The sequence below is a fragment of the Microbacterium aurantiacum genome, from assembly GCF_002872075.1.
GTDB classification, from domain to species: domain Bacteria; phylum Actinomycetota; class Actinomycetes; order Actinomycetales; family Microbacteriaceae; genus Microbacterium; species Microbacterium aurantiacum_A.
In genome coordinates, this window is sequence record NZ_PGGU01000005.1 from 287,842 (window position 1) to 311,527 (window position 23,686).

The following is a 23,686-nucleotide window of genomic DNA, read 5'->3' on the forward strand; positions in this document are numbered from 1 at the left end:
GTTTCGGGTGGAAGGATGGAACGGTGACCGCGATCGATTCGGATGCCGTTCCCCATGCTTCTCCCGCTGCCGCTGACGGCGCCCCCTATGTGACCACTCCCGTCGCGTACGACGGTGTGCTCCTCGCCGGCTTCGGAGGGCCTGAGGGGCAGGACGACGTGATCCCCTTCCTGCGTAACGTGACCCGTGGGCGAGGCATCCCCGATGAGCGTCTCGAAGAGGTCGCGCATCACTACCGTCATTTCGGCGGGGTGAGTCCGATCAACGGACAGAACCGCGCGCTCAAGCAGGCGCTGGAGGCCGAACTGGCGGAGCGCCGCATCGAGCTCCCTGTCTACTGGGGCAACCGCAACTGGACGCCCTATCTGAGCGATGCCGTCACCGAGGCCGCGGCGCAGGGGGACACCACTCTTCTCGCCTTCGCCACCAGCGCCTACAGCTCGTTCTCCAGTTGCCGGCAGTACCGGGAGGATTTCGCCCAGGTCCTGGAGGAGACCGGCCTCGGCGGCACGGTCACGATCGACAAGATCCGCCCCTTCTACGATCACCCCGGCTTCGTCGCCGCCTTCGAGACCGGCGTGCGCACCGCGGTCGAGGGCTTCCTCGCCGACGGCATCCCTGCCGACGCGATCCAGGTGCTGTTCTCCACGCACAGCATCCCCACCGCCGACGCGCAGCGCTCCGGACCCCGCGATGTGGACTTCGGACCAGGCGGGGCCTACGCGGCGCAGCACGAGGCCGTCGCCGGCTGGGTCATGGACCGTGTCGGGCAGGCCGTCCCGGCCGCGACCGACGTCGCCTGGGAGCTGGTCTACCAGTCGCGCTCGGGTCCCGCGACGCAGCCCTGGCTCGAGCCGGATGTCTGCGACGTGATCGGCGAGCTTCCGGCGCGCGGCCGGACGGCCGTGGTCGTGGTGCCGGTGGGCTTCATGAGCGACCACATGGAAGTGCTGTGGGATCTGGACACCGAGGCGGCGGAGGCAGCCGCGGACGCCGGACTCTCTTTCATCCGTACGCCGACGCCGGGTGTCTCCGCGTCGTTCGTCACCGGGATCGTCGACCTCATCCAGGAGCGACTCGAAGGACGAGCGGCATCCGAGCGCTCGCACGTGACGGACCTCGGACCGAGCTTCGACATCTGCCGGCCGGGTTGCTGCGAGAACGTGCGCGCCGGATTCAAGCCGGCCGCCGCCGGTCTCGCTCCCTGAACCCACGGGCAGAGCCTGCGGACTTCTAGGATGGATCCCATGCGCATCCATATCGCCACCGATCACGCCGGTCTCGATTTCTCCACCCAGCTGCAGGATCACCTGCGCTCCGCCGGACACGACGTCATCGACCACGGTCCGATCGAGTACGACGCGGTGGACGACTATCCCGCTTTCTGCATCCGCGCCGCTCAGGCGGTCGTATCGGACCAGAGCGCCGGCGTCGAGGCCCTGGGCGTGGTCTTCGGGGGATCCGGCAATGGCGAGCAGATCGCGGCGAACAAGGTGCAGGGCATCCGGGCCGCCCTCGTCTGGAACCTCTCCACAGCCGAGCTCGCCCGCGAGCACAACGATGCGAACGTGATCGCGATCGGGGCTCGTCAGCACTCCTTCGACGAGGTGACGAGCTTCATCGACCGGTTCGTCTCGACGCCGTTCAGCGACGAGGAGCGGCACGTCCGCCGCATCGCGCAGATCGCTGCCTACGAGCGCGACGGCTCACTGCTCCCGGATCCCCGGGCCTGACATGCCCGAGGGGCATTCCGTCCACCGGATCGCGCGTCAGTTCGATCGCAACTTCATCGGCAAGACCCTTCTGGCGTCGAGCCCGCAGGGCCGTTTCGCCGAAGGAGCCGCCGTCCTCGACAGACGTGAGGCGGTGAGCGTCCAGGCCGTCGGCAAGCAGATGTTCCTTGAGACAGAGGGCGACGTGTGGCTGCGGGTGCACCTCGGCCTGTACGGCGCTTGGGACTTCGCGGGCGAGATCGAGGCCGACGCGACGATCGCATCGGCGAACGGGCGGATGGGCCAGACGAACCAGCGTGGCACCGACCTCGACGCGCTGATCGACGACGAGGCGCCGATCCTGGATGACGCGGGAGAGAACTCCCTCTCGTCCATCGGTGCGCCCCGGCGCACGCGGGTGCGCGTGCGCATGTCCGAGCAGACGAAGGGCCTCGCCGACGAGGGAGCCGAATGGCCGCCGCCCATCGTCGGGCAGGTGCGGCTGCGACTCATGACCGACATCACGGCTGCGGATCTGCGCGGACCCACGGCGTGTGTTCTGCAGACGCCGGAAGAGATGCTCGCCACCGTCGCCAGGCTCGGTCCCGACCCGCTCGTCGGCGATCCTGTCGAGAACGAGGAGCGTTTCGTCCGTGCCGTGCGGAAGAAGCAGACCGTCATCGCGCTGCTGCTGATGGATCAGTCGGTGGTCAGCGGCATCGGCAATGTCTATCGTGCGGAGATGCTGTTCCGGGAGCGGCTCAACCCGCACACGCCGGGTCGCGACGTTCCGGAGGAGACAGTCCGTGCGCTGTGGCGGGACTGGGTGCGTCTCCTTGCGATCGGCGTCGAGACCGGCCAGATGATGACCATGGACGATCTGGATCCCTCGCAGTACCGTGCGGCCATGGCGAGTCGCGATGATCGCCACTGGGTCTATCACCGGGCGGGTCTGCCCTGCCGCGTCTGCGGCACCGAGATCGCGCTCGAGGAGATCGGCGCGCGCAAGCTGTACTGGTGCCCGCGCTGCCAGGCCTGAGCATCCGTCTGCGAACACGCGGTGGCATGGCGGGCTGACCCGTGATGTCTGTGAATAGGGTGAGAACGCTTTCGCCCCGCAGCGCAGACAGGAGTCGACATGGACCTCACCGGATTGCAGACCATCCTCGAGACGATCAGCGGAGTCATCTGGGGGCCGTTCGTCCTCATCCCGCTGCTCCTGGGAACGGGGCTGTATCTGACGATCCGGCTGGGTGGGCTGCAGTTCATCCGCCTGGGTTCCGCACTTCGTCTCGGCCTGCTCACGCGCAAGGACCCGGGCTCCGATGGTGACATCTCCCAGTTCCAGGCACTGACGACGGCGCTGGCCGCCACCGTCGGAACGGGGAACATCGTCGGCGTGGCGACCGCGATCGGCATCGGCGGCCCCGGCGCTCTGTTCTGGATGTGGGTGACCGGCCTGCTGGGCATGGCTTCGAAGTATTCGGAGGCCTTCCTCGGCGTGCGGTTCCGCACCACCGATGCCGCGGGCGAGAAATCCGGCGGGCCGCAGTACTACCTCGAGCGCGGGATCCCGGGTCCTTTTGGAAAGGTCCTCGCCCTCTCTTTCGCCGTGTTCGCCGTCATCGCCTGCTTCGGCATCGGCAACATGACGCAGGGGAATTCGATCGCCCAGAACCTCCAGTCCAGCTTCGAGGTTCCCACCTGGGTGACTGGCATCGTGCTGACCGTGTTCGCGATGGTGGTGCTCGTCGGCGGGATCAAGTCCATCGGACGCGTGACGGCAGGGTTCGTGCCGATCATGATCATCTTCTACGTGCTCGGCGCGCTGTACATCCTGATCGCGAACGTCGGCGCGCTTCCCGCGGCCTTCGCGCAGATCTTCAGCGAGGCCTTCACCGGCACGAGCGCCGTCGGCGGCTTCGCCGGCTCCGCGATCATCATCGCGGTCCAGTTCGGCGTCGCCCGCGGCATCTTCTCGAACGAGTCCGGCATGGGGTCGGCGGCCATCGCGGCCGCGGCGGCGAAGACGAGTCATCCGGTGCGCCAGGGGCTCGTGTCGATGACACAGACGTTCATCGACACGATCATCGTGGTGACGTGCACGGGTCTCGTGATCGTGGCGACCGGCACCTGGAAGGAGATCGACCCGGCGACGGGCGAGCAGATCAGCCCGGCACTGATGACCGGAGCCGCTTTCTCGCACGGTCTTCCCGGGGACTGGGGCCACATCATCGTGACGATCGGCCTGGTCATGTTCGCCGCCTCGACGATTCTGGGGTGGTCATACTACGGCGAGCGCAACATCGAGCGGCTGCTCGGCCGTCGCGCCGTGATGCCGTTCCGGATGGTGTTCTCGCTCGTCGTCTTCATCGGCTGCACGGTTCAGCTGGGGGTCGTCTGGGCCTTCTCCGATGTGATGAACGGGCTCATGGCCCTGCCGAACCTCATCGGCCTGCTGATCCTCTCGGGACTGGTGGCCCGCGAGACGAAGAAATACCTCGACAACGATCCCAAGCTGCGGGCGAGCCGCGGCGAGGTCGAGTCCTTCATGCAGGGCACTCCCGGTTGGGAGGAGTGGAAGACGCAGGCGATCCCCGTGGCAGGCAAGCGCTGACTGCTCTGCCGCCGCTCCGGCCCATAGGCTGAGAGCATGCGCCAGAACCCCAGTTTCACCCTTGCCGATGTCGCGGAGATCCGCCGTGTGATCGACGGGAACCCCTGGGCGACGATCGTCAGCGCGGGCCCCGACGGGATGGTCGCCTCGCACTACGTCGTGCTGCTCGACGAGGAACGCGACGACCTCACCGTCGTGGGGCACGTCGGTCGTCCCGACGACCTGATCCACGGCATGGGGGAGCGCGAGCTGCTCGTGATCTTCCAGGGTCCCCATGGCTACATCTCGCCCGGCTGGTACGACGGCGCCCAGGCGGTGCCGACGTGGAACTACACCGCGGTTCATCTCGCCGGCATCCCCGAGATCCTCAGCGCCGACGAGAACCTCGCCGTGCTCGACCGACTGGTGGACCGGTTCGAGGGCGGGATGCCGGAGCCGAGGCGCATGTGGGAACGGCCCAATGACGAGGCATTCGTGAACCGGATGGCCGCCGGCACCGTCGGCTTCCGGCTGACGCCCACCCGAGTGGTGGCCAAGCGCAAGCTGAGCCAGAACAAACCGGCCGAGACCATCGAGACGGTGATCAGAGAACTCTCCTCTGACGGGCCCTACGCGAACCCGGCGCTGGCCGCCGAGATGCGGCGCGCTCAGGACGCTCGGATCGAGGCGCAGCGGTGACAGCACGCGGCACACGCATCGGAATGATCCGAGGTGCCCGCATCGCCGGGCCGGGTCGCGAGTTCCTTCTCTCGGACGAGCCGGTCGACATCCACATCGACGGTGAAGTGATCTCCGACATCGCACCGACGGGTGCCCTGCCGGCGCGCGGTGATGTTCTCGATGCCGGCGGAGGCTGGGTCGTACCAGGACTCTGGGACAACCACGTGCACACCGTGCAGTGGGCCCTCGCCGCCGAGCGAGAGCCGCTGGGCGACGTGGGATCGGCGGCCCAAGCCGCCGAGCGGATGTCATCGGTCGCTCCGCTTCCCGATGGGCGCCGCGTCGGCAGCGGTTTTCGCGACGCGCTGTGGGCGGATGCTCCGACGCTCGACCTGCTCGACTCCCGGACGGGCGAAGTGCCGACCTACCTGATCAATGCGGATGTGCACAGCGTGTGGCTGAACTCGGCGGCGCTCCGCCGAGAGGGATTCTCCAGCCCCGACGGGATGCTCCGGGAGGAGGACGCCTTCGAGATCTCTCGACGGCTGAACGCCGCGGACCCCGACCGGGGCGATCGCGCGGTGCATCGCGCGGGGGAGCAGGCCGCAGCTCGTGGCGTCACCGGCCTGGTCGACTTCGACATGGCATGGAACGCCGACGCGTGGCCTCGGCGCGTCGCCGCCGGGTTCGCGGCGCATCGCGTGGAGTTCGCCGTGTACCCCTTCGACCTCGATCGCGCCATCGCAGCAGGACTCCGCACCGGCGAGTTCCATCAATCATCGGATGCCCCGGTCGACGGTGCCGGACTGGTGCGGGTGGGACCGCTGAAGGTCATCACGGACGGCTCGCTCGGAACCCGCACGGCGGCGTGCTCGCATCCATACGCCGGCCAGGAGGCCAACTTCGGCGTGCTCAACGTCGCGCCGGAGGAACTCGTCGAACTACTGCTCCGTGCGACGGGGGCGGGGCTGTCCGCTGCGGTGCACGCGATCGGCGACCGTGCCACGACGACGGCACTCGACGCATTCACCCTTTCCGGAGCGAGCGGCACGATCGAGCACGCCCAGCTGGTGCGGCACGCCGACCTCGCACGCTTCGCCCGTCTCGGGGTGATCGCGAGCGTCCAGCCGCAGCATGCGCTGGACGACCGCGACCTGGTGGACGGCTACTGGGCCCGGCAGACGGCGGTGGGATACCCGCTCGCCTCTCTCCGCAGCGCCGGGGTCGAGCTGCGATTCGGCTCGGATGCGCCGGTCGCGCCACTGGACCCGTGGCAGGCCATCGCCGCAGCGGTGACGCGTACCGACGACGTTCGTGAGCCGTGGCATCCCGAGGAGAGGCTCAGCGTCGATGATGCCCTGAAGGCGAGCGTGCGATCGTCGGTGCGTCCGGGAGAACCGGCGGATATCGTCCTCTGCGATGCCGACCCGCACACTGCCCCCGCCACCGCGCTTCGCGGGATGGGAGTGTCGGCGACGGTCCTCGCCGGACGCATCACGCACCTCTCCTGAGCGCCGGTTCCCACATCCGGCGAACCCCTGCCGGTCGCGGGAACCTCCGAGCATCCGCGCTATCGTCGTATGGTGCAAGCCGATACCACCACGCCCACCCGTGCCCGTCTTCGCCGTGAGCGTTCACCGGAGCACGCCGCGCAGTCTCGGTTCATCCCGCACGTCCAGGGACTCCGCGCGATCGCGGTCCTCTTCGTCGTGCTCTACCACTTCTGGCCGGCACGGCTCAGCGGCGGCTATGTGGGCGTCGACGTCTTCTTCGTCATCTCCGGATTCCTGATCACCTCCCACCTGGCACGTGAACTCGTCTCGACGGGAACCGTGAAGCTCGGACAGTTCTGGGCACGGCGAGCGCGCCGTCTGCTGCCCGCGTCGCTTCTCGTGCTGCTGTTCTGCGCGCTGGTCGCCGCCTCGCCGCAGCTGATGCCGACGTCTGCGCTGCCTGCGGAGATCAAGGAGATCATCGCCTCGACGTTCTACGTCGAGAACTGGTACCTCGCGCTCAACTCCGCGGACTATCTCGCGCACGCCGGCGATCCGACCACGGTCCAGCACTACTGGTCGCTGTCGCTCGAAGAGCAGTTCTACGTGCTCTGGCCCCTCATCATGCTGCTCGCGGCGTGGGTCGCCGTGAAGTGGTTCCGGGGTGCCCGGCTGCGCGCCGCAGCGATCGCGATCGCTGCGGTCTCCGTGGCATCGTTCGTCTTCTGCGTCATCTTCACCGTCACCGATCCGGCTCCGGCGTACTTCGTCACCTTCGGGCGGATGTGGCAGTTCGGGGTGGGGGCTCTCATCGCCCTCGTGCCGGTGCTTCGCGTCCGCAACGCCTGGCTCAGCTTCTTCATCGGCTGGGCCGGTGTCCTCGCGCTTCTCTACACCGCATTCCGGTTCGACGGGCAGACGCCGTTCCCCGGTTACATGGCGCTGCTGCCGACGCTGGGGGCGGCCGCCGTCATCGCCGCATCCAACACCGACCGCTGGTGGTACCCGACCCGCATCCTTGCGGTGCGTCCGATGCGCTTCATCGGTGACATCTCCTACAGCCTCTACCTCTGGCATTGGCCGTTGATCATCATCGCGCCGTCGGTGCCGTTCTGGGGGCTGACGATCTATCACCGTGTGGCGCTGCTCGGGATCTGCTTCCTACTCGCGTGGCTGACCAAGCGTTTCGTCGAGGATCCCGTCCGCTCGTGGAAGCCGCTCACGACGCGGCGTCCCCGCGTGACGCTGTGGGCCTCGCTCGCGGCGATGGTGCTCGTCGCCGGTACCGCTGCCGGCGGATGGGTCGTGAACGCTCCGTCATATCAGCAGGGCGTGCAGGCGATCCAGGACCTGCGCGAGAACCCGCCCGCGTGCTTCGGGGCGGCATCGGTCCTCGACCCCTCGTGTGCGGGTGAGTCGGCGGACACCATCCTCCCGGCGCCGGGATTCGCGGGCATCGACAAGCCGAAGGACGAGCAGTGCTTCGTGCAGCTGAACGACGCGCGTCCGGTCTCGTGCGAGTTCGGCTCGGACGATGCGGATGCTCCTCAGGTCGCACTGATCGGTGACAGTCATGCCTTCCAGCTGCTGACGACGTTCCAGGCGATCGCCGACCGCGAGGGATGGCACCTCACCACATACTTCAAGGGCGCCTGCCCGTGGAGCACGACGCCGCTCGCCACCGCCGGCTCGTTCGGCGCCGCCTGCTCGGATTGGCGCGCGGGAGTGGCAGATGAACTGGCCGACAGGGAGTTCGACGTCGTCTTCACCGCGGCGATCGCGAACACGCCCTACTCCGCTGCCGGGTTCGATTCGGTCCACGATGCCGCTGTCGCCGGATATCAGGAGGCCTGGGCGACCATGACCGACCGCGGTATCCCGGTGGTCACCGTGGTGGACAACCCGGTCTGGGAGACCGATCCCAACAAGTGCCTGCGCACGCGCGATACCGCGGAATGCGCGGGGGCGCGTGCGGATGTGCTCGTCGCGGACGATCCCCTTCGCGACGCAGCCGACGGAACGCCGGAGGTCACGCTCCTGGACTTCACGGACGCGTTCTGCGACGACGACACCTGCTACCCGGTCGTCGGCGGGGCGAACGTCTACCGTGACCAGGACCACCTGACGGTGACGTTCGCCGACACCCTGGCGCCGCAGTTCACGGCCGCTCTACGTGACGCGATGGCGAACCACGCAGGCTGATCCCAGCAGGTCGCCGGCCGGCAACGAGAGAAGGGCACCGGGATCACCCGGTGCCCTTCTCTCCGTCTGTGCCTCAGGCGGCGATGTGCGAGACGAGGAACCAGCGGTCCTTCTCGAGGCCCCGCATGATCTCGATCGCGACATCCTGGCTGGTGAGATCGACCTCGTCGAGGCCGTCGATCGCGGCCTTGACGTCGACGAGGATGGCGTCGATGTCCGAGATGACCGCGCGGACGAGTTCGTCGGACTGCGTGAAGCCCGCGGGGACGGAGGTGGCGCCCGCCTTCTCGGCGACGGTGCTCAGCCGTGCGTCGATCGGGAGGCCGAGGGCGACGATGCGCTCTGCGGCGGTGTCCGCGAAGTCGCCGGCGTGGGCGACGATCGTGTCGAGCAGCTCGTGCACGCCGACGAAGTTGGCACCGCGGACGTGCCAATGGGCCTGCTTGCCGTTCACGGTGAGAGCCTCGAGACCCAGCACCACGGGCGAGAGGAACTGCGCTGCGGCAGCCGCCACGGTCGGGTCGCTTGCGGTGGTGGAAACAGTCTGTGCCTTGCTCATTGTGCGCTCCTTGACATGGCTTCTTCGTACCTGATGAAGACAACGCTACTCAGCCTCAGACATTCCGCAAGCAAGCTGAGGCTCCGCTTACTGCCCCGGAATCTCGCGGTTTTCCGGGATGCTGAGGGTAGTCTCGCCTCATGAGCATCGCACCAGGAGCATCCGTTCTCGCCCTGCCCGACCGCACCCCCTCGATCGCCGACGGCGCGTTCATCGCCGAAGGAGCGAGGATCGTGGGTGAGGTCTCGATCGGGCAGGACGCGAGCATCTGGTACAACGCCGTCCTGCGTGGCGACTCCGCGCCCATCGTGATCGGCGCCGGCAGCAATGTGCAGGACAACGTCTCGGTGCACGTCGATGCCGGGCACCCGGTCGTGGTCGGGGAGCGGGTGTCGATCGGGCACAACGCCGTCGTGCACGGCTGCACCATCGGCGACGGGTCGCTGATCGGGATGGGAGCGGTCGTGCTCAGCGGAGCGGTGATCGGCGACGGATGCCTGATCGCCGGCGGAGCCGTGGTGTTGAGCGGCACCCTGATTCCGGACGGATCGCTGGTGGCCGGCGTCCCGGCGAAGGTGCGGCGCGCACTCAGCGGCGAGGAGCGAGCGGGACTCCTCGCCAACGCCGACATCTATCTCGCCCACCTTCGGACGCACAGCGCCGCGGTGCCCGTCTGACTTCGGTCGTGCTGTGACTCACCGCTAGGCTTGAGGTCTACGGGGCGGTGGCCAAGCTGGTCAAGGCAGTGAGCTCATAACTCGACGATCGCGGGTTCAAGTCCCGCCCGCCCCACCAGATCTCCTCCCCACGGGGACAGCAAGCCGCCCGTCGCGTACCCCGCGCTGTCAACCCCCTTCCTCACCGGACCCTTCCAGAGGACCGTGAGGGGCTGCGGCACCTCGCCGCGAAAAGGGAGGACATCATGAGCATTGGCACCGGAGTCGTACTCTTCGTGATCGGCGCGATCCTCGTGTTCGCCGTCAACGTGGAGGTCGAATACGTGAACCTCGACATGATCGGGTACATCCTCATGGGAGCCGGCGTCGTCGTGTTCCTCGTCGGAATCGTGCTGCTCGCGCGTCGCCGCCGTTCTGAAGCGGTGACGCACACCAGCGTCGATCCGGCGACGGGCCAGCCGACGTCTCGTCGCACGGTGACCTCGAGCAACGACGACGTCGTCTGAGGTCGAGATGGGGGAGGGCGGGGGCGCTGAGCCTACTTCGGCCCGCGCAACCCGCTCTCCCGCAGACCTGGATTCCCGGTCATGGAAGTTCGTCGTCCGCAAGGTCGTTCACGGCTTCGTGTCCGACGGTTGCCCCGATATCGCCGCGACTCTCACGTTCTACGCCGTTCTCGCTCTGATCCCGGCCGTCGTGGTGTTGGTGTCGCTCGTCGGGATCCTCGGTCAGGGGAGAGAGACCCTCCGTCTCGTCGAGGATGTCACGCGAGCTGTCGCGCCTGAAGCGGCCCATGGGATCAGCGATGCGCTCGAGGAACTCGCATCGTCCTCCGTTGCGCCCGTCGCCCTGGCGGCGGGACTCGCCATCACGGTGTGGGCCGGGGCGCGGTACGTCGCCGCCTACGGACGCGGCATGAACAGGATCTACGGAGTGGAGGAAGGGCGCCCGCTGTGGCGGCTGAAGCTCACACAGGTCTGGGTGTTCTCGGTGGTGATGGTCGCCGTGGCTGCTGCGACGGTGCTCTTCGCCGTATCGGGGCCGCTGGCCGAGGCCATCGGGGAGTCGCTGGGACTCGGGGAGTCCGCGCTGACCCTGTGGAGCGTGCTCCGGTGGCCGGTGCTGGCGGTCATCGTCGTCTTCGTCGTCGCCTTTCTCTCCTACTCCGCACCCAATGTGAAGCATCCGCGCTTCCGGTGGATGAGCATCGGAGCGGCCGCAGCGCTCCTCGTGCTCGTCGCTGCGACGCTCCTGTTCATGCTCTACGTCTCCAACTTCGCGCACTACGAAGTCATCTACGGATCACTCACCGCGGTCATCGTCTTCCTGCTCTGGCTCTGGCTCGCGAACGTGTCTCTGATGATCGGGGTGGAGATCGATGCCGAGGTGGAGCGCGCACGGGAGCTGCGCGCCGGGGCACCGGCGGAAGCGCGGGTTCAGCTGCCGCTGCGCGACGCCGATCGGATCAGGCAGACCGCGCGGCGCGACCGGGACGAACGCGCCGAAGCTCGGCGTCTTCGCGAGGGAGAAGACGAAGGCGCGCAGAGCTGACCGCGGCCCGGTCCTGACCGCCGCCCGGTCCTAACTGCGGACCGGCCAGGTGCCGTCGATCGCGTCCTCGGGATCGAGGCGGCCGATGCCGATGAAGTAGTCGGTGAGGCTCGCGGCCTGGGACCGCGCCCAGCCGATCTGACGGGTGTGCAGTTCGTGCGGGGTGTCGGGCATCTCGAACTGCCGACCGAGCGCCTGTGCGACGCGGCCGGCGGCGATGGCGTCAGCAGATGCCTCGTGGGCGCTGTCCAGCGGTACGGCGTAATGGGCGGCGACGACCTCGAGCGTGCGTTTGCCCCGACGGTACCGGTCGAATGCCTTGTCGATCACGAGCGGGTCGATGACGGGCGTCGGATCGGCCAGCGGTGCGACCCCGTGACGAAGCGCCTCGTGGGCGAGCAGGGAGAAGTCGTAGGAGGCGTTGTAGGCGACGACCGGAACCCCCCGTGCGAACAGGGCGCGCAAGGACGAGGTGATCTCGGCGACCACGTCACGTGCCGGACGGCCCTCCCGCCGGGCGTGCTCCGTCGTGACGCCGTGGATCGCTGCCGCGCCCTCGGGGATCGGGACACCGGGATCGGCGAGCCAGGACCGCGCTGCGATCTCACTGCCCTTCGCGTCCAGGACGCCGACGTAGGCGGTGACGATCCGGTCCCTGGCCACATCGACTCCCGTGGTCTCCAGATCGAAGACGCCGACGCGGGTGAGCCAGGCCGGGAGTGGGGACGCGCGGGACATGGACTCACGGTAGAGCCGGCCCCGGACATTGCCAGGAAGGCGCACGGTCACTCCGTAGACTCGGAGGATGCCCGCGCCATCGCCGTACGCCGACCGTCTGAGCCGACTTCCGGTGCAGCGGCGCGAGGCGACCGTGCGCGGCGGCATCACCGCGTACTGGGTGTACGGTCCGGTCAACGCCGAGACCACGGTGATCGCCGTTCACGGTTTCCGTGGGGAACACCACGGGCTGGAACCGGTGCTCGCCTACCTTCCCGAGGTCCGCGTGATCGCGCCGGATCTGCCCGGGTTCGGGGAGAGCGCGCCGATCCCGGGGCGCACGCACGATCTTGACGAGTACGCGGCCTGGCTGACCGAGTTCGCGGCCCAGGTGGCGCCCGGCGCGATCATCCTCGGCCACTCGTTCGGATCGATCGTGACGTCCGCCGCGGTCGCCACAGGGCTCGCGACACCGCGGCTGATCCTGCTGAACCCGATCGGAGCACCGGCTCTCGAGGGGCCGAAGGGCCTCATGACGAGGCTCGCCGTGCTCTACTACGACCTCGGCGCGTGGCTCCCTGAGCGCCTCGGAACGGCGCTGCTGCGCAATCGTCTGATCGTCCGGGTGATGAGCATCACCATGGCCAAGACGAAGGATGCAGCGCTCCGACGCTTCATCCACGATCAGCACGACACGTACTTCTCGCGCTTCGCCGACCGTGACGTGCTGCGCGACGCGTTCGTCGCGAGTGTCTCCCACGACGTCCGCGCGTTCGCCCCCGCCATTCCGGTTCCGACCCTGCTCGTCGCCGCGCAGCGTGACGACATCACCCCGATCGAGGCGGAGCGCACTCTGGCGACGCTGTTCGACGATGCCTCACTCGTGGAGATCGCCGACGTCGGACATCTCATCCACTACGAGACGCCCGCCGAGGCGGCCGGAGCGATCCGCCGATTCCTCAGGATTCCCGTCGAGCGAGGCCGATGAGCCCGGCCACCCGGAACGGAATCACCTCGCCCATCGCGAGGGAGGTCTCGGTGCGCTCCACGCCTTCGATCGAGAGGATGCGCGCGTCGGTGTCGAACAGATGCCTCGCATCCCGGCACGCGACTCTGGCCAGCAGATCGACCGATCCGCTGAGGCCGTGCGCCTGGACGATCTCGGGGATGCGGGCGAGTTCGCTGATGATGCGGGGCAGCTCGGTCTGCCGCACGCCGATGCTCACGAAAGCCTGCAGCGGGAAGCCGAGCACGTCGGTGGAGAAAGAGCGTTCGTAGGAGAGGAACACGCCGCTCTGCTCGAGCCGTGCCATCCGCGCCTGGATGGTGTTGCGGGACAGGCCGAGATTCTCGGCGAGAGCGACGATGGTGATCCGTGGATCGTCGGCGAGAGCTGCGAGCAGCTCCAGATCGATGCGGTCTATTCCGGGCATAGTGCCAAACCTTAGCAGGGCGGTACCCCCTGGAATTGAGCAACATGCTCAAGCGCCCTTCCATTGCTTGAGCGAGGTGTTCAACGGACGTACCCTCAGAGCAAGCCAGTGATGACGCCGGCGGCAGCGAACAGAGTCCCAAAAGGGCCCGCTGAGACTTGGGAGGACGATGATGTCACCGCAGATCACACCGATCGCCGACACCGCGCAGGATCTGGAGCTCACCGAGCGCATCCTGGGCCCGGACGGCATCCGCATCCCGAATCCGCAGCTGGATGCCTACATCGACGACGTCGATGCCGCACAACTGCGTGCACTGCATCGCGACATGGTCATCCTCCGCCGCATCGACGCCGAGGGCGTCGCTCTGCAGCGCCAGGGGCAACTCGGCCTGTGGGCGCCGTGCCAGGGCCAGGAGGCGACTCAGATCGGAACCGCCCGCGCGATCGCTCCGCAGGACTACGTCTTCCCCAGTTATCGGGAGACCGGCGTGATCTACGCGCGAGGCGCCGCCCCCGGCGACTACGTCAGGATGTGGCGTGGTGAGGAGGGTGCGGGCCACGACCCGGCCGCCCTCCGTGTGGCACCGCTGCAGATCATCATCGGCGCGCAGACGTTGCATGCCGTCGGCTACGCCCTCGGCATCAAGCACGACGGTGCCGACGAGGTGGCAGTGACCTACTTCGGCGACGGCGCGACCAGCCAGGGCGATGTCAATGAGGCGATGATCTTCGCCTCGTCCTACCAGGCCCCGGTCGTCTTCGTCTGTCAGAACAACCACTGGGCGATCTCCGAACCCGTCGCTCTGCAGTCCCAGTATCCGATCGCCGGCCGCGCACCGGGGTTCGGCATCCCCAGCCTCCGGGTAGACGGCAACGACGTGCTCGCATGCATGGCGGCGATGCGCTGGGCGCTCGCCCACGCCCGCTCAGGCAAGGGCCCCGCGTACATCGAAGCGGTCACCTACCGGATGGGCCCGCACACCACGGCGGACGACCCGACCCGTTACCGGGACAATGCCGAACTGGAGCAGTGGCGCCGTCGCGACCCCATCACCCGTCTCGAGGCCCATCTGCGCGCCGCCGATGAGCTCAGCGACGAGCAGCTTGCCGAGACGCAGGCCGCGGCCGACGACGTCGCGCGCGAGATGCGCGCCGCGTGTCTCGGCATGACGACGCGCCCGCCCCTCGCGGTGTTCGACGGCGTCTATGCCGAGCCGCACACCGGTCTCGCCCGTCAGCGCGACGAATACGCTGCCTACCTCGCGACGTTCGACGGGGAGGTGTGATCGTGACCGAGCTCACGCTGGGCAAGGCTCTCGGCGCCGGCCTGCGACAGGCGATGCGCGACGACGACAAAGTCGTGCTCCTCGGCGAGGACATCGGCAAGCTGGGCGGGGTCTTCCGGATCACCGACGGCCTGCTCGACGAGTTCGGGGCCAAGAGGGTCATCGACACCCCTCTCGCCGAATCCGGCATCGTCGGCACCGCGGTCGGCCTGGCCTTCCGTGGCTACCGTCCCGTGGTGGAGATCCAGTTCGACGGATTCGTCTACCCGGCCTTCGATCAGATCGTCGCGCAGGTCGCCAAGCTGCACTACCGCACGCAGGGGCGTGTGAGGATGCCGATCACCATCCGCATTCCCTGGGCGGGCGGGATCGGGGCTGCCGAGCATCACTCGGAATCACCGGAGGCGTACTTCGTGCACACGGCCGGTCTCCGCGTCATCGCCGTGTCCAATCCGGAGGACGCCTACCGGAGCCTCCGCCAGGCCATCGCCTCCGACGACCCGGTGATCTTCTTCGAACCCAAGCGCCTCTACCACCACAAGGGAGAGGTCGACCTCGACGCGTCGCTCGCCGATGCGCCGCCGATGGGTCTCGCCCGTGTGCTGCGCGAAGGCACCGATGCCACGCTCATCACATACGGCGCCATGGTCTCCACCGCACTGCAGGCCGCGGACGCGGCGGAGGACGACGGCATCTCGCTGGAGGTCATCGACCTGCGCTCGCTGTCGCCGGTGGACTACGACTCGGTCGCGGCATCCGTCCGCAAGACCGGCCGCGTCGTCGTCGCCCACGAGGCGTCTCGCGAGGCCGGCGTCGCCGCCGAGGTGATCGCCAGCATCACGGAGCGCTGCTTCGAGTACCTGGAATCCGCCCCTCTGAGAGTCACCGGTCACGACATCCCGTACCCACCCGCAAAGCTCGAGAAGTACCACCTTCCGGACCTTGACCGTCTCCTCGACGCCGTCGACCGTGTCCTGGACCGGCCGAACAGCCTGACGGGAGCGGACGCATGATCGCGGAGTTCCGCCTGCCCGACCTCGGTGAAGGACTCACCGAGGCGGAAGTGGTGCAATGGCTGGTCGCTCCCGGCGATGCCGTCGCCCTGAACCAGACCCTCGCCGAGGTGGAGACCGCGAAGGCCGTGGTCGAGCTCCCGTCACCGTATGCCGGCACCGTGTCGACGCTGCATGCGGAGGCAGGCGACACCGTGGCCGTCGGCGCCCCTCTGATCGAGTTCGACGTCGTCGGCGACGAGCCGGCCAAGCCCACGGGGTCCGCCGACGAGAAGGCTTCGGAGAAACCTCCTCAGGAGAAGGCACAGCCGAATCTCGTCGGGTACGGTGCGGCACCGTCGTCGACGGGCCGTCCGGCGCGTCGCGCCCGCCGCGCATCGGCCGTCCCTGCAGCGACCGACACCGCGGTGATGGAAGCGGCGCCGCACGATGCCCGTCCCACGGCGAGCGTGGAGACGGTGATCGAGCGGCCTCGCTCGACGCCACCCGTACGTGCACACGCCAAGCGACGGGGGATCGACCTCGTTCTCGTCGCTGCAGAAGTCGGGGATCGCGTCATCACCCGCGCCGATGTCGACGCGTACGCCGAGCGGATCGGCGCAGCTTCTGCTCCCGAGGACTCCGTTGCCCAAAGATCGGAGTATTCGGTGCCGCGGTCGCCCGTTGGGTTCGGTGAGGGCGACCGTGAGACGCGCATCCCGATCCGCGGTGTGCGCAAGCACACGGCAGCCGCGATGGTGCAGAGCGCGTTCACGGCGCCGCACGTGACGGTCTTCCATACGGTCGACGTCACCGCGACGATGGATCTGCTCACCTCCCTCCGCGAGGATCGAGCCCTGTCGGCGCACCGCATCGGTCCGCTCGCGGTCATCGCGAAGGCGGTCTGTCTCGCGCTGGGACGCACGCCCGGACTGAACTCGAGCTGGGACGAGGCGGCGGCGGAGATCGTGCAGCACCACTATGTCGATCTCGGGATCGCCGCGGCGACCGAGCGCGGGCTCATCGTCCCGAACATCCGCGATGCGGAACGCCTCACCCTCATCGAGATCGCCGATGCGCTGCGTGCCCTCGCCGAGACGGCGCGTGCCGGGAAGACGTCACCGGCCGAACTCGCCGGCGGTACGTTCTCGATCTCGAACATCGGCGTCTTCGGCATCGATGCGGGCACGCCGATCCTGCCACCGGGGCAGTCAGGGATCCTCGCGGTCGGTGCGGTCCGTCGTCAGCCGTGGGAGTACCGCGGAGAGATCGCGCTGCGTCAGATGATGACCCTGAGTCTCTCGTTCGACCATCGCGTGGTCGACGGCGCCGAGGGCGCGCGATTCCTCAAAGACGTGGCCGACATCCTCGAGGAGCCGGGGCGGGCGATGCTGCTCGCCTAGATGACCGCGTGCTCGAGCAGCCGCAAGGAGCCGGGAGAGGCCTCGAAGCGGTGCACCGACCCGTTGCGGAGGAGTTCGCCTTCACGGGGGAGCGTGCCGCCGGAGACATGGTCGAGTAGGGAGCGGATCACGCCGCCGTGAGTGACGACGATGACGGATTCGGCGAGGGGCGCCGAGCGACGCCGCGCATCGCGGGCGATGCGATGCAGCGCCGACATCGCGCGTTCGCACACCTGGGCGAGCGACTCCGCACCCGGCACGTCGGAGAGCCAATCGCCGTAGGTGCGGATGTAGTCGGCCACCAGCATCCCCTCGCCGTCGCCGAACTCCCGTTCCCGCATGTCCGGGACGAGGAGCGGAGCATCGAGGCCGAGGTCGGCTGCGATGATCTGCGCGGTCTCATGCGCGCGGACCAGCGGGCTCGCGTAGATCGTGTGGTGCGTGCCGTCGGCGAGCAGGGCTGCCGCGGCGCGCGCATCGGCTCGGCCGGTGTCGTTGAGGGCGATGTCCGTGGTGCCCTGGATGCGGCGGTCGAGGTTCCAGTCGGTCTGGCCGTGGCGGACGAGGGTCAGCAGGGTCACTTCAGCAGCTCCTGGAGGGCGGGGAGGACGTCGCTGGTGCCCGCGGCGAGGGTGACATTCGCCCAGGGATCCGCGCGAGTGGGCTCGCGGTTGACGATGATCAGGGGGATGCCGCGGCGGCGCGCGCGCTCGATGAGACGCACGCCCGAGTTGACGACGAGTGAGGAACCGGCCACGATCAGGGCCGTGCTGGCGCGCAGCAGCGACTCGGCGGCGCGGAAACGATCCTGCGGCACGTACTCCCCGAAGAAGACGACGTCCGGTTTGAGCATGCCGTCGCACACGGTGCAGGTTGGAATGATGAAGCCGTCGGTCGTCTCCGGCAGCACATCGCCGTCCGGCGCGAGGGCGACGTTCTCGGGCACGGTGATCCAGGGATTGCGCTCTTCGATCTGCACAGCGATGTCCCGGCGATCGAAGACCTGACCGCAGTGCAGGCAGAACACGCGACGCATCGTGCCGTGCACCTCGATGACGTGCGAACTGCCGGCGCGAAGGTGCAGTCCGTCGACGTTCTGGGTGATGACGCCGCTGACGACACCGGACGCCTCCATCTCGGCGAGGGCGAGATGCCCGGGATTGGGATGCGCGTCCGCGAACGCGCGCCAGCCGAGGTGCCCGCCGACCCAGTAGCGGCGGCGAGCAGCCTCATCGCCCAGGTACGTCTGGATGGTCATCGGATCGCTGCCGGGACGAGCGCCCTCGCCGCGGTAGGCGGGGATGCCGGAGTCGGTCGAGATGCCCGCTCCGGTGAGAAGCGCCACCCGATGCCCGCGGAGCAGATCAGCGGATTCGACGAGGCCGGCCTGCAGCTCTTCGTCTGTCATCGCGCTCACGGAACCTCCACGACTGATTCTACGATGCCCGCGGGACGTGTCAGGCTGGACCCCTATGGAACTCGTGCACGTCGACACCGCGGACGACCCGCGTCTCGACGACTACCGTTCGCTGACGGACGTCGCTCTGCGTCGCATTGTGGAACCCGCGGGCGGACTGTACATCGCAGAATCGGCTACGGTCATCGCTCGTGCGTGTGCCGCCGGGCATCGCCCGCGGTCCGTCCTGGTGCAGGAGCGCCGGGTCGACGACATCCGGAAGATCCTGGGGGACGCACCGGTGCCCGTCTACGTGGTGCCGGACGATGTGGCGGAGAACGTCACCGGTTTCGCGGTGCACCGCGGTGCCATCGCATCCATGCACCGACCTGTGCTCCCGGCGGTCTCCGAGGTCGTGAAAGACGCCTCGCTGGTCCTGATCCTGGATGACCTCGCGGATCACACGAACGTCGGCGCCGCTTTCCGTGCAGCTGCTGGCCTCGGCGCAGACGCCGTCCTGGTGACCCCGCGGTGCAGCGATCCGCTGTACCGCCGAAGTGTGCGCGTGAGCATGGGCACGGTCTTCCAGGTGCCGTGGACGCGGCTCGGCGAGTGGGATGACGCGGCGGAAGAGCTGCACGCGTCCGGTTTTGAACTCGCGGCGCTCGCGCTGAGCGACGATGCGGTGACGCTCGACGCCTATGCAGCGAATCGCCCTCGTCGTGTGGCGCTGGTGATGGGGTCGGAGGGCCATGGGCTTTCGGCCCGTGCCCTGGAGGTCGCCGACACGATCGTCACGATCCCGATGACCGGGGGAGTGGACTCCCTCAATGTCGCCTCGGCGGCGGCCGTCGCCCTGTGGGCGCTCTCGCGCTGAGCGGCCCTCCGTCACTACGAACCCATGCATTCTGCACGAGACACCACGTGTGGCGTGTCGCTTCACGCGGACGATGTCGTTTGGTGCGGCAACGCCCGGCGGCCCTGACCTCTAGTCGGTTTCCGGCCAGAAGATCGGCGCCGGGTCGGGGCGCTTGGCGGCGACGTTGTCGCCGGACGACTGATGGCGGATGCGGCGGAGCACCCACGGCACGAGGTGCTCGCGAGCCCAGCCGAGGTCTTCGGCACGGGCCTCGCGCCAGGTGCGCATCGGGATCGCCTCCGGCTGCATGGCCGTGAGATCGTTCGGCACGTTCAGCGCGCGCAGCGCCATCCGCGCCACCTCGTGGTGCCCGAGCGCGTTGTAGTGCAGACGATCGTCGTCGAAGAAGCGCAGATCCTGCACGACCTTGAGCGCCCACTGATCGGCGACGATGCAATCGTGCCGATCGGCGATCGCGCGCACGTTCTCGTTGTAGATCGCGACCTTTCCGCGGAACGGTCGGAACACCGGCGTGAACCCCGTGTCGATACCGGTGAACAGCAGCACGGAGGCGCCCGTCGAAGCGAGGCGGCTGACCGCATCCTCCAGCTGTGCGGCGATGGCATCCGGATCGGTGCCGGGCCGGATGACGTCGTTCCCTCCTGCACAGATCGACACGAGGTCCGGGCGCAGAGCGACGGCCGGTTCGATCTGATCGGCGACGATCTGCGCGATCAGCTTGCCGCGCACCGCGAGGTTCGCGTATGCGAAGTCGTCGACCTGCTGAGCGAGCACCGCCGCGACGCGGTCGGCCCACCCGCGGTGGCCGCCCGGGGCGGCCGGATCGGGGTCGCCGATGCCCTCGGTGAACGAATCGCCGACGGCGACGAAACGTCGCCACGGGTGGACCGTCTCGTTGTCGAGGCGTGAGGTCCGAGTCGAATCCTGGTCGGTCATCCAGCTCTCCTTCGCGAACGAACGCCGTCCGGCGGTGGCCACGGCGCAGTGACCGAGCCTACCTCTCACCGTCGCCGGGGGAGTGCGCGCAAGGAATGTCAGGGACAGCGATTATCGTGGAGTCGATGCTTTCTCCGTCCTTTCCCCAGCGCGCCCCCTGGGGGACGGCCGACAAGCTCCGCGCCTGGCAGCGGGAAGCCCTGGACGCCTATTTTCAGGCCGATCAGCGCGACTTCCTGGTCGCGGCGACCCCGGGCGCAGGCAAGACCACCTTCGCTCTGACTCTCGCCGTCGAGCTGCTGCGCCTGGGTGACATCGACCGGATCATCGTCGTCGCGCCGACCGAGCACCTGAAGACCCAGTGGGCGGATGCTGCGGCACGCGTTCACATCCGGCTCGATCCGCGCTTCAAGAACAGCCACTGGGCGCCGGCACGGCACTATCACGGCGCCGTCGTCACCTATGCCCAGGTCGCGGCGAAGTCATCCGTGCACCGCCACCTCACCGAAGACGCGAAGACACTCGTGATCCTCGACGAGGTGCATCACGGCGGCGACGCGCTGAGCTGGGGTGATGCGATCCGCGACGCCTACGGCCCGGCAAAGCGTCGTCTGCTGCTGTCCGGAACGCCGTTCCGCAGCGACACCGCTCCGATCCCGTTCGTCGAGTACCTGCCGGACGAGTCCGGTGCGCGCGTCTCCAGCACCGACTACCGCTACGGGTACGGGCGCGCTCTCGCCGACGGAGTGGTGCGGCCGGTGCTGTTCCACATGTACGCGGGCAAGATGCGCTGGCGCACGAGTGCGGGCGACGAACTCGAGACCCATCTCGGCCAGGACAACACGAAGGACGTCACCTCTCAGGCGTGGCGGACCGCTCTCGATCCGGAGGGCGACTGGATGCCGGCGGTGCTGTCGGCCGCCGACCGGCGCCTCACCGAGATCCGCCATCACGTGCCGGATGCCGGCGGGCTGGTGCTCGCAACGGATCAGACCGTTGCGCGGGCCTACGCGAAGATCCTGCACAGCATCACCCGTCAGCATCCGACGGTCGTCCTCTCCGATGATGCGACGGCCTCGGAACGCATCGAGAAGTTCAGCGCGAGCACCGATCGCTGGATGGTCGCGGTGCGGATGGTGTCGGAGGGCGTGGATGTGCCACGCCTCGCCGTGGGCGTGTACGCGACGTCGTCGTCGACGCCGCTGTTCTTCGCACAGGCGATCGGACGTTTCGTGCGTGCCCGGCGGCGCGGTGAGGCCGCGAGCGTCTTCCTCCCGAACGTGCCCGTGCTGATGGGGCTCGCCAACGAGATGGAGAAGCAGCGCGATCACGCGCTGGACCGTCAGAGCAAGGACGAGGATGGCCTCGACGACTCGCTCCTGGAAAGTGCGAATCGCGAGGAAGAGGTCTCGGACGCACTGACTCAGGAGTTCAGCTACAAGGCGATCTCATCGGTCGCGCACTTCGACCGCGTCGTATTCGACGGCGATGAGTTCGGCCAGCTCGCAGAACCCGGCACCCCCGAGGAGGAGGAGTTCATCGGGTTCCCGGGACTTCTCGAGCCGGAGCATGTGCACGAGCTGCTGATGCAGCGCCAGGCGCGGCAGTCGAGGCTGCGCGAAACACGCGAGGCGAATACGGAGCCCACCGCGACGACCACGCTGCCTGCCCCGTTGCACCGTACTCTGCGGGAGCAGCGTCAGCTGCTGAACAGCCTGGTCGGGCTCTATGCGCGCCAGGCCGGCGAACCGCACGGTGCCGTCCATGCCGAACTGCGGCGCATCTGCGGCGGCCCCGCCGTGGCCCAGGCGACCGTGACGCAGTTGCAGTCGCGCATCGACGTGCTGCGCAAGCGAGTGCGTTCGTAGCATCCGCTTCGGGCTGCGGGTGGTCCCTGAGCCGGGCCCACGCGCCCCGAGACTCCGGGCAGCGCGCAGCGATGTCCGGAGTGGGCGTGGGCACGAAGGGTTCGGATGCCCGAAATGCTGGCAATCCGGGCGCCGGGCCTTCTTCGGCGCCATCACGCGGATAGCGTGGAACGGTTGCCCATCGACCTGGAGGTTCCATGACCGCGCCCGCTGCCGCCGAGCCGACCGCAGCCGACCGTCGACGCTGGGCCCGCTACCTCGTGGAGGAGCGCGCGGAGGGGCTCGTCTATCAGAAGCTCGCCGCGAGCCGCACCGGCGAGGAACAGCTGATCCTGCTCAGCCTCGCCGACGCCGAGCGTCGCCACGAGCAGCACTGGCTCGATCTTCTCGGCGGCGAACCCGCTCGTCTTCCGCGCGCCGGTGTGCGCTCGCGGATGCTCGGGTGGATGGCCGGACGTTTCGGATCGATCTTCGTCCTCGCGCTGGCGCAGAGCGCCGAGGCGCGCTCACCCTACGACTCCGAGCAGTATGCGACTCCGGCGATGCGCGCCGACGAGAAGGTCCACTACGAAGTCGTCCGCGGTCTCGCGGCGCGCGGTCGGCGACGACTGTCCGGATCGTTCCGCGCCGCCGTCTTCGGGGCGAACGACGGCCTGGTCAGCAACCTCGCCCTGGTGCTCGGCATCGGCGCGACCGGCGTGAGTTCGGGTTTCGTGCTCTTCAGCGGCATCGCCGGTCTCCTCGCCGGCGCGTTGTCGATGGGCGCCGGCGAGTTCGTCTCGGTGCGTTCCCAGCGGGAGCTCCTCGCGTCGACGGAGGCGAACGAGGACGCAGCGGATGCCGCGGCCGACCTCGACATCGACGAGAACGAGCTCGCGCTGGTCTACCGCGCGCGGGGTATGGCCCAGGAGGAGGCGCTGGCACGCGCGCGCCGGATCGTCACGGCCGCGCAGGAAGGCGTGCGCCGGTCGACCACCGGTCCGGTGCGCGTCCACGGCGCGTCCGATGACCATGAGATCGTCGGCGGCGACTGGACTGCGGCGATCTCCAGCTTCCTGCTGTTCGCCTCGGGGGCGATCATTCCGGTGTTGCCGTGGCTTTTCGGATTGCAGGGCACGACCGCCGTCGTCGTGGCGCTGGTGCTCGTCGGGATCGCCCTCCTGTCGACGGGCGCGATGGTCGGCATCCTCTCCGGAGGTCCGCCGTTGCGACGTGCGCTCCGCCAGCTCGCGATCGGGTTCGGCGCGGCTGCCGTCACCTATGTGCTCGGCCTGGTCTTCGGGGTCGGCGCGGTCTGATCGC

23 protein-coding genes and 1 tRNA gene are annotated in these 23,686 nt (G+C 68.4%); 18 read left to right on the forward strand and 6 right to left on the reverse strand.

The genetic code is table 11. The features are described from left to right. Positions 1–23: 23 nt before the first annotated feature. The 7 genes from CUR96_RS04395 to CUR96_RS04425 all read left to right on the forward strand — a co-directional run bounded on the left by CUR96_RS04395 (position 24) and on the right by CUR96_RS04425 (position 8,684). Positions 24–1,208, forward strand: a complete 1,185-nt coding sequence (locus CUR96_RS04395) for a ferrochelatase (protein WP_102192055.1) — start codon at positions 24–26, stop codon at positions 1,206–1,208. Positions 1,209–1,247: 39 nt separating this feature from the next. Continuing rightward, entirely contained in the window at positions 1,248–1,733 is a 486-nt protein-coding gene (locus tag CUR96_RS04400) for a ribose-5-phosphate isomerase (protein ID WP_102192056.1), read from the forward strand. A gap of 1 nt (position 1,734) precedes the next feature. Beyond that, positions 1,735–2,751: an Fpg/Nei family DNA glycosylase gene (locus tag CUR96_RS04405; protein WP_102192057.1), complete on the forward strand. Its 1,017-nt coding sequence runs from the start codon at positions 1,735–1,737 to the stop codon at positions 2,749–2,751. 99 nt (positions 2,752–2,850) lie between these two features. Continuing rightward, positions 2,851–4,329 (forward strand): alanine/glycine:cation symporter family protein, encoded by a 1,479-nt coding sequence (locus CUR96_RS04410; protein WP_102192058.1) that lies wholly within the window; start codon positions 2,851–2,853, stop codon positions 4,327–4,329. Between the two features lie 36 nt (positions 4,330–4,365). Then, a complete protein-coding gene (locus CUR96_RS04415) occupies positions 4,366–5,007 on the forward strand; it encodes an FMN-binding negative transcriptional regulator (RefSeq protein WP_102192059.1) in 642 nt (213 codons plus the stop codon). A 23-nt stretch (positions 5,008–5,030) separates the two neighbouring features. After that, the gene (locus CUR96_RS04420) at positions 5,031–6,500 is read left to right on the forward strand and encodes an amidohydrolase (RefSeq protein WP_102192269.1); all 1,470 of its coding nucleotides are present in this window, start codon (positions 5,031–5,033) and stop codon (positions 6,498–6,500) included. Positions 6,501–6,572: 72 nt separating this feature from the next. After that, positions 6,573–8,684 (forward strand): acyltransferase family protein, encoded by a 2,112-nt coding sequence (locus CUR96_RS04425; RefSeq protein ID WP_245861080.1) that lies wholly within the window; start codon positions 6,573–6,575, stop codon positions 8,682–8,684. Positions 8,685–8,757: 73 nt separating this feature from the next. On the opposite strand, the gene CUR96_RS04430 is transcribed toward CUR96_RS04425, so the two are convergent. After that, on the reverse strand, positions 8,758–9,243 hold the full coding sequence (locus tag CUR96_RS04430) for a Dps family protein (RefSeq protein WP_102192061.1): 486 nt from the start codon (positions 9,241–9,243) through the stop codon (positions 8,758–8,760). A 140-nt stretch (positions 9,244–9,383) separates the two neighbouring features. Between CUR96_RS04430 and CUR96_RS04435 the strand changes: the two genes are divergently transcribed. From CUR96_RS04435 to CUR96_RS04450, 4 genes are all read left to right on the forward strand, one after another. Beyond that, entirely contained in the window at positions 9,384–9,920 is a 537-nt protein-coding gene (locus tag CUR96_RS04435; RefSeq protein WP_102192062.1) for a gamma carbonic anhydrase family protein, read from the forward strand. A gap of 41 nt (positions 9,921–9,961) precedes the next feature. Next, positions 9,962–10,038 (forward strand) — tRNA-Ile (locus CUR96_RS04440). Between the two features lie 127 nt (positions 10,039–10,165). Then, positions 10,166–10,426, forward strand: coding sequence for a DUF6458 family protein (locus tag CUR96_RS04445; protein ID WP_102192063.1), 261 nt, complete (start codon positions 10,166–10,168; stop codon positions 10,424–10,426). A 7-nt stretch (positions 10,427–10,433) separates the two neighbouring features. Then, the gene (locus CUR96_RS04450) at positions 10,434–11,471 is read left to right on the forward strand and encodes a YihY/virulence factor BrkB family protein (RefSeq protein WP_102192064.1); all 1,038 of its coding nucleotides are present in this window, start codon (positions 10,434–10,436) and stop codon (positions 11,469–11,471) included. 30 nt (positions 11,472–11,501) lie between these two features. Here the strand turns inward: CUR96_RS04450 and CUR96_RS04455 are convergent, their stop codons facing one another. After that, positions 11,502–12,209 (reverse strand): 3'-5' exonuclease, encoded by a 708-nt coding sequence (locus tag CUR96_RS04455; protein ID WP_102192065.1) that lies wholly within the window; start codon positions 12,207–12,209, stop codon positions 11,502–11,504. Positions 12,210–12,276: 67 nt separating this feature from the next. Between CUR96_RS04455 and CUR96_RS04460 the strand changes: the two genes are divergently transcribed. Continuing rightward, a complete protein-coding gene (locus CUR96_RS04460; protein WP_102192066.1) occupies positions 12,277–13,176 on the forward strand; it encodes an alpha/beta fold hydrolase in 900 nt (299 codons plus the stop codon). Here CUR96_RS04460 and CUR96_RS04465 read toward each other — a convergent pair. Then, positions 13,148–13,621 (reverse strand): Lrp/AsnC family transcriptional regulator, encoded by a 474-nt coding sequence (locus CUR96_RS04465; protein WP_102192067.1) that lies wholly within the window; start codon positions 13,619–13,621, stop codon positions 13,148–13,150. The two genes, CUR96_RS04460 and CUR96_RS04465, sit on opposite strands and share 29 nt — an antisense overlap. 172 nt (positions 13,622–13,793) lie before the next feature. Between CUR96_RS04465 and pdhA the strand changes: the two genes are divergently transcribed. The 3 genes from pdhA to CUR96_RS04480 are packed head-to-tail and all read left to right on the forward strand — an operon-like array spanning position 13,794 to position 17,304. Then, a complete protein-coding gene (gene pdhA / locus CUR96_RS04470) occupies positions 13,794–14,909 on the forward strand; it encodes a pyruvate dehydrogenase (acetyl-transferring) E1 component subunit alpha (RefSeq protein WP_102192068.1) in 1,116 nt (371 codons plus the stop codon). A gap of 2 nt (positions 14,910–14,911) precedes the next feature. After that, on the forward strand, positions 14,912–15,922 hold the full coding sequence (locus CUR96_RS04475; protein WP_102192270.1) for an alpha-ketoacid dehydrogenase subunit beta: 1,011 nt from the start codon (positions 14,912–14,914) through the stop codon (positions 15,920–15,922). After that, positions 15,919–17,304, forward strand: a complete 1,386-nt coding sequence (locus CUR96_RS04480; RefSeq protein ID WP_102192069.1) for a dihydrolipoamide acetyltransferase family protein — start codon at positions 15,919–15,921, stop codon at positions 17,302–17,304. The genes CUR96_RS04475 and CUR96_RS04480 overlap by 4 nt, the downstream gene beginning before the upstream one ends. Here the strand turns inward: CUR96_RS04480 and CUR96_RS04485 are convergent. Together CUR96_RS04485 and CUR96_RS04490 are read right to left on the reverse strand one after the other, a co-directional pair. Further along, positions 17,301–17,885: a histidine phosphatase family protein gene (locus CUR96_RS04485; protein ID WP_102192070.1), complete on the reverse strand. Its 585-nt coding sequence runs from the start codon at positions 17,883–17,885 to the stop codon at positions 17,301–17,303. The genes CUR96_RS04480 and CUR96_RS04485 overlap by 4 nt on opposite strands. Then, positions 17,882–18,712, reverse strand: a complete 831-nt coding sequence (locus CUR96_RS04490) for a Sir2 family NAD-dependent protein deacetylase (protein ID WP_102192271.1) — start codon at positions 18,710–18,712, stop codon at positions 17,882–17,884. The genes CUR96_RS04485 and CUR96_RS04490 overlap by 4 nt, the downstream gene beginning before the upstream one ends. Positions 18,713–18,776: 64 nt before the next feature. Here CUR96_RS04490 and CUR96_RS04495 point away from each other — a divergent pair, with 64 nt between their 5' ends. Continuing rightward, complete coding sequence (locus tag CUR96_RS04495; RefSeq protein WP_102192071.1) at positions 18,777–19,577, forward strand: TrmH family RNA methyltransferase; 801 nt, start codon at positions 18,777–18,779, stop codon at positions 19,575–19,577. 111 nt (positions 19,578–19,688) lie between these two features. Here CUR96_RS04495 and CUR96_RS04500 read toward each other — a convergent pair whose 3' ends face one another. Then, positions 19,689–20,516, reverse strand: coding sequence for an SGNH/GDSL hydrolase family protein (locus CUR96_RS04500; RefSeq protein WP_102192072.1), 828 nt, complete (start codon positions 20,514–20,516; stop codon positions 19,689–19,691). A gap of 125 nt (positions 20,517–20,641) precedes the next feature. Here CUR96_RS04500 and CUR96_RS04505 point away from each other — a divergent pair, with 125 nt between their 5' ends. Continuing rightward, on the forward strand, positions 20,642–22,384 hold the full coding sequence (locus tag CUR96_RS04505; RefSeq protein ID WP_180968932.1) for a DEAD/DEAH box helicase: 1,743 nt from the start codon (positions 20,642–20,644) through the stop codon (positions 22,382–22,384). A 197-nt stretch (positions 22,385–22,581) separates the two neighbouring features. Then, on the forward strand, positions 22,582–23,682 hold the full coding sequence (locus CUR96_RS04510; protein ID WP_102192074.1) for a VIT1/CCC1 transporter family protein: 1,101 nt from the start codon (positions 22,582–22,584) through the stop codon (positions 23,680–23,682). The last annotated feature ends 4 nt before the right edge of the window (positions 23,683–23,686 follow it).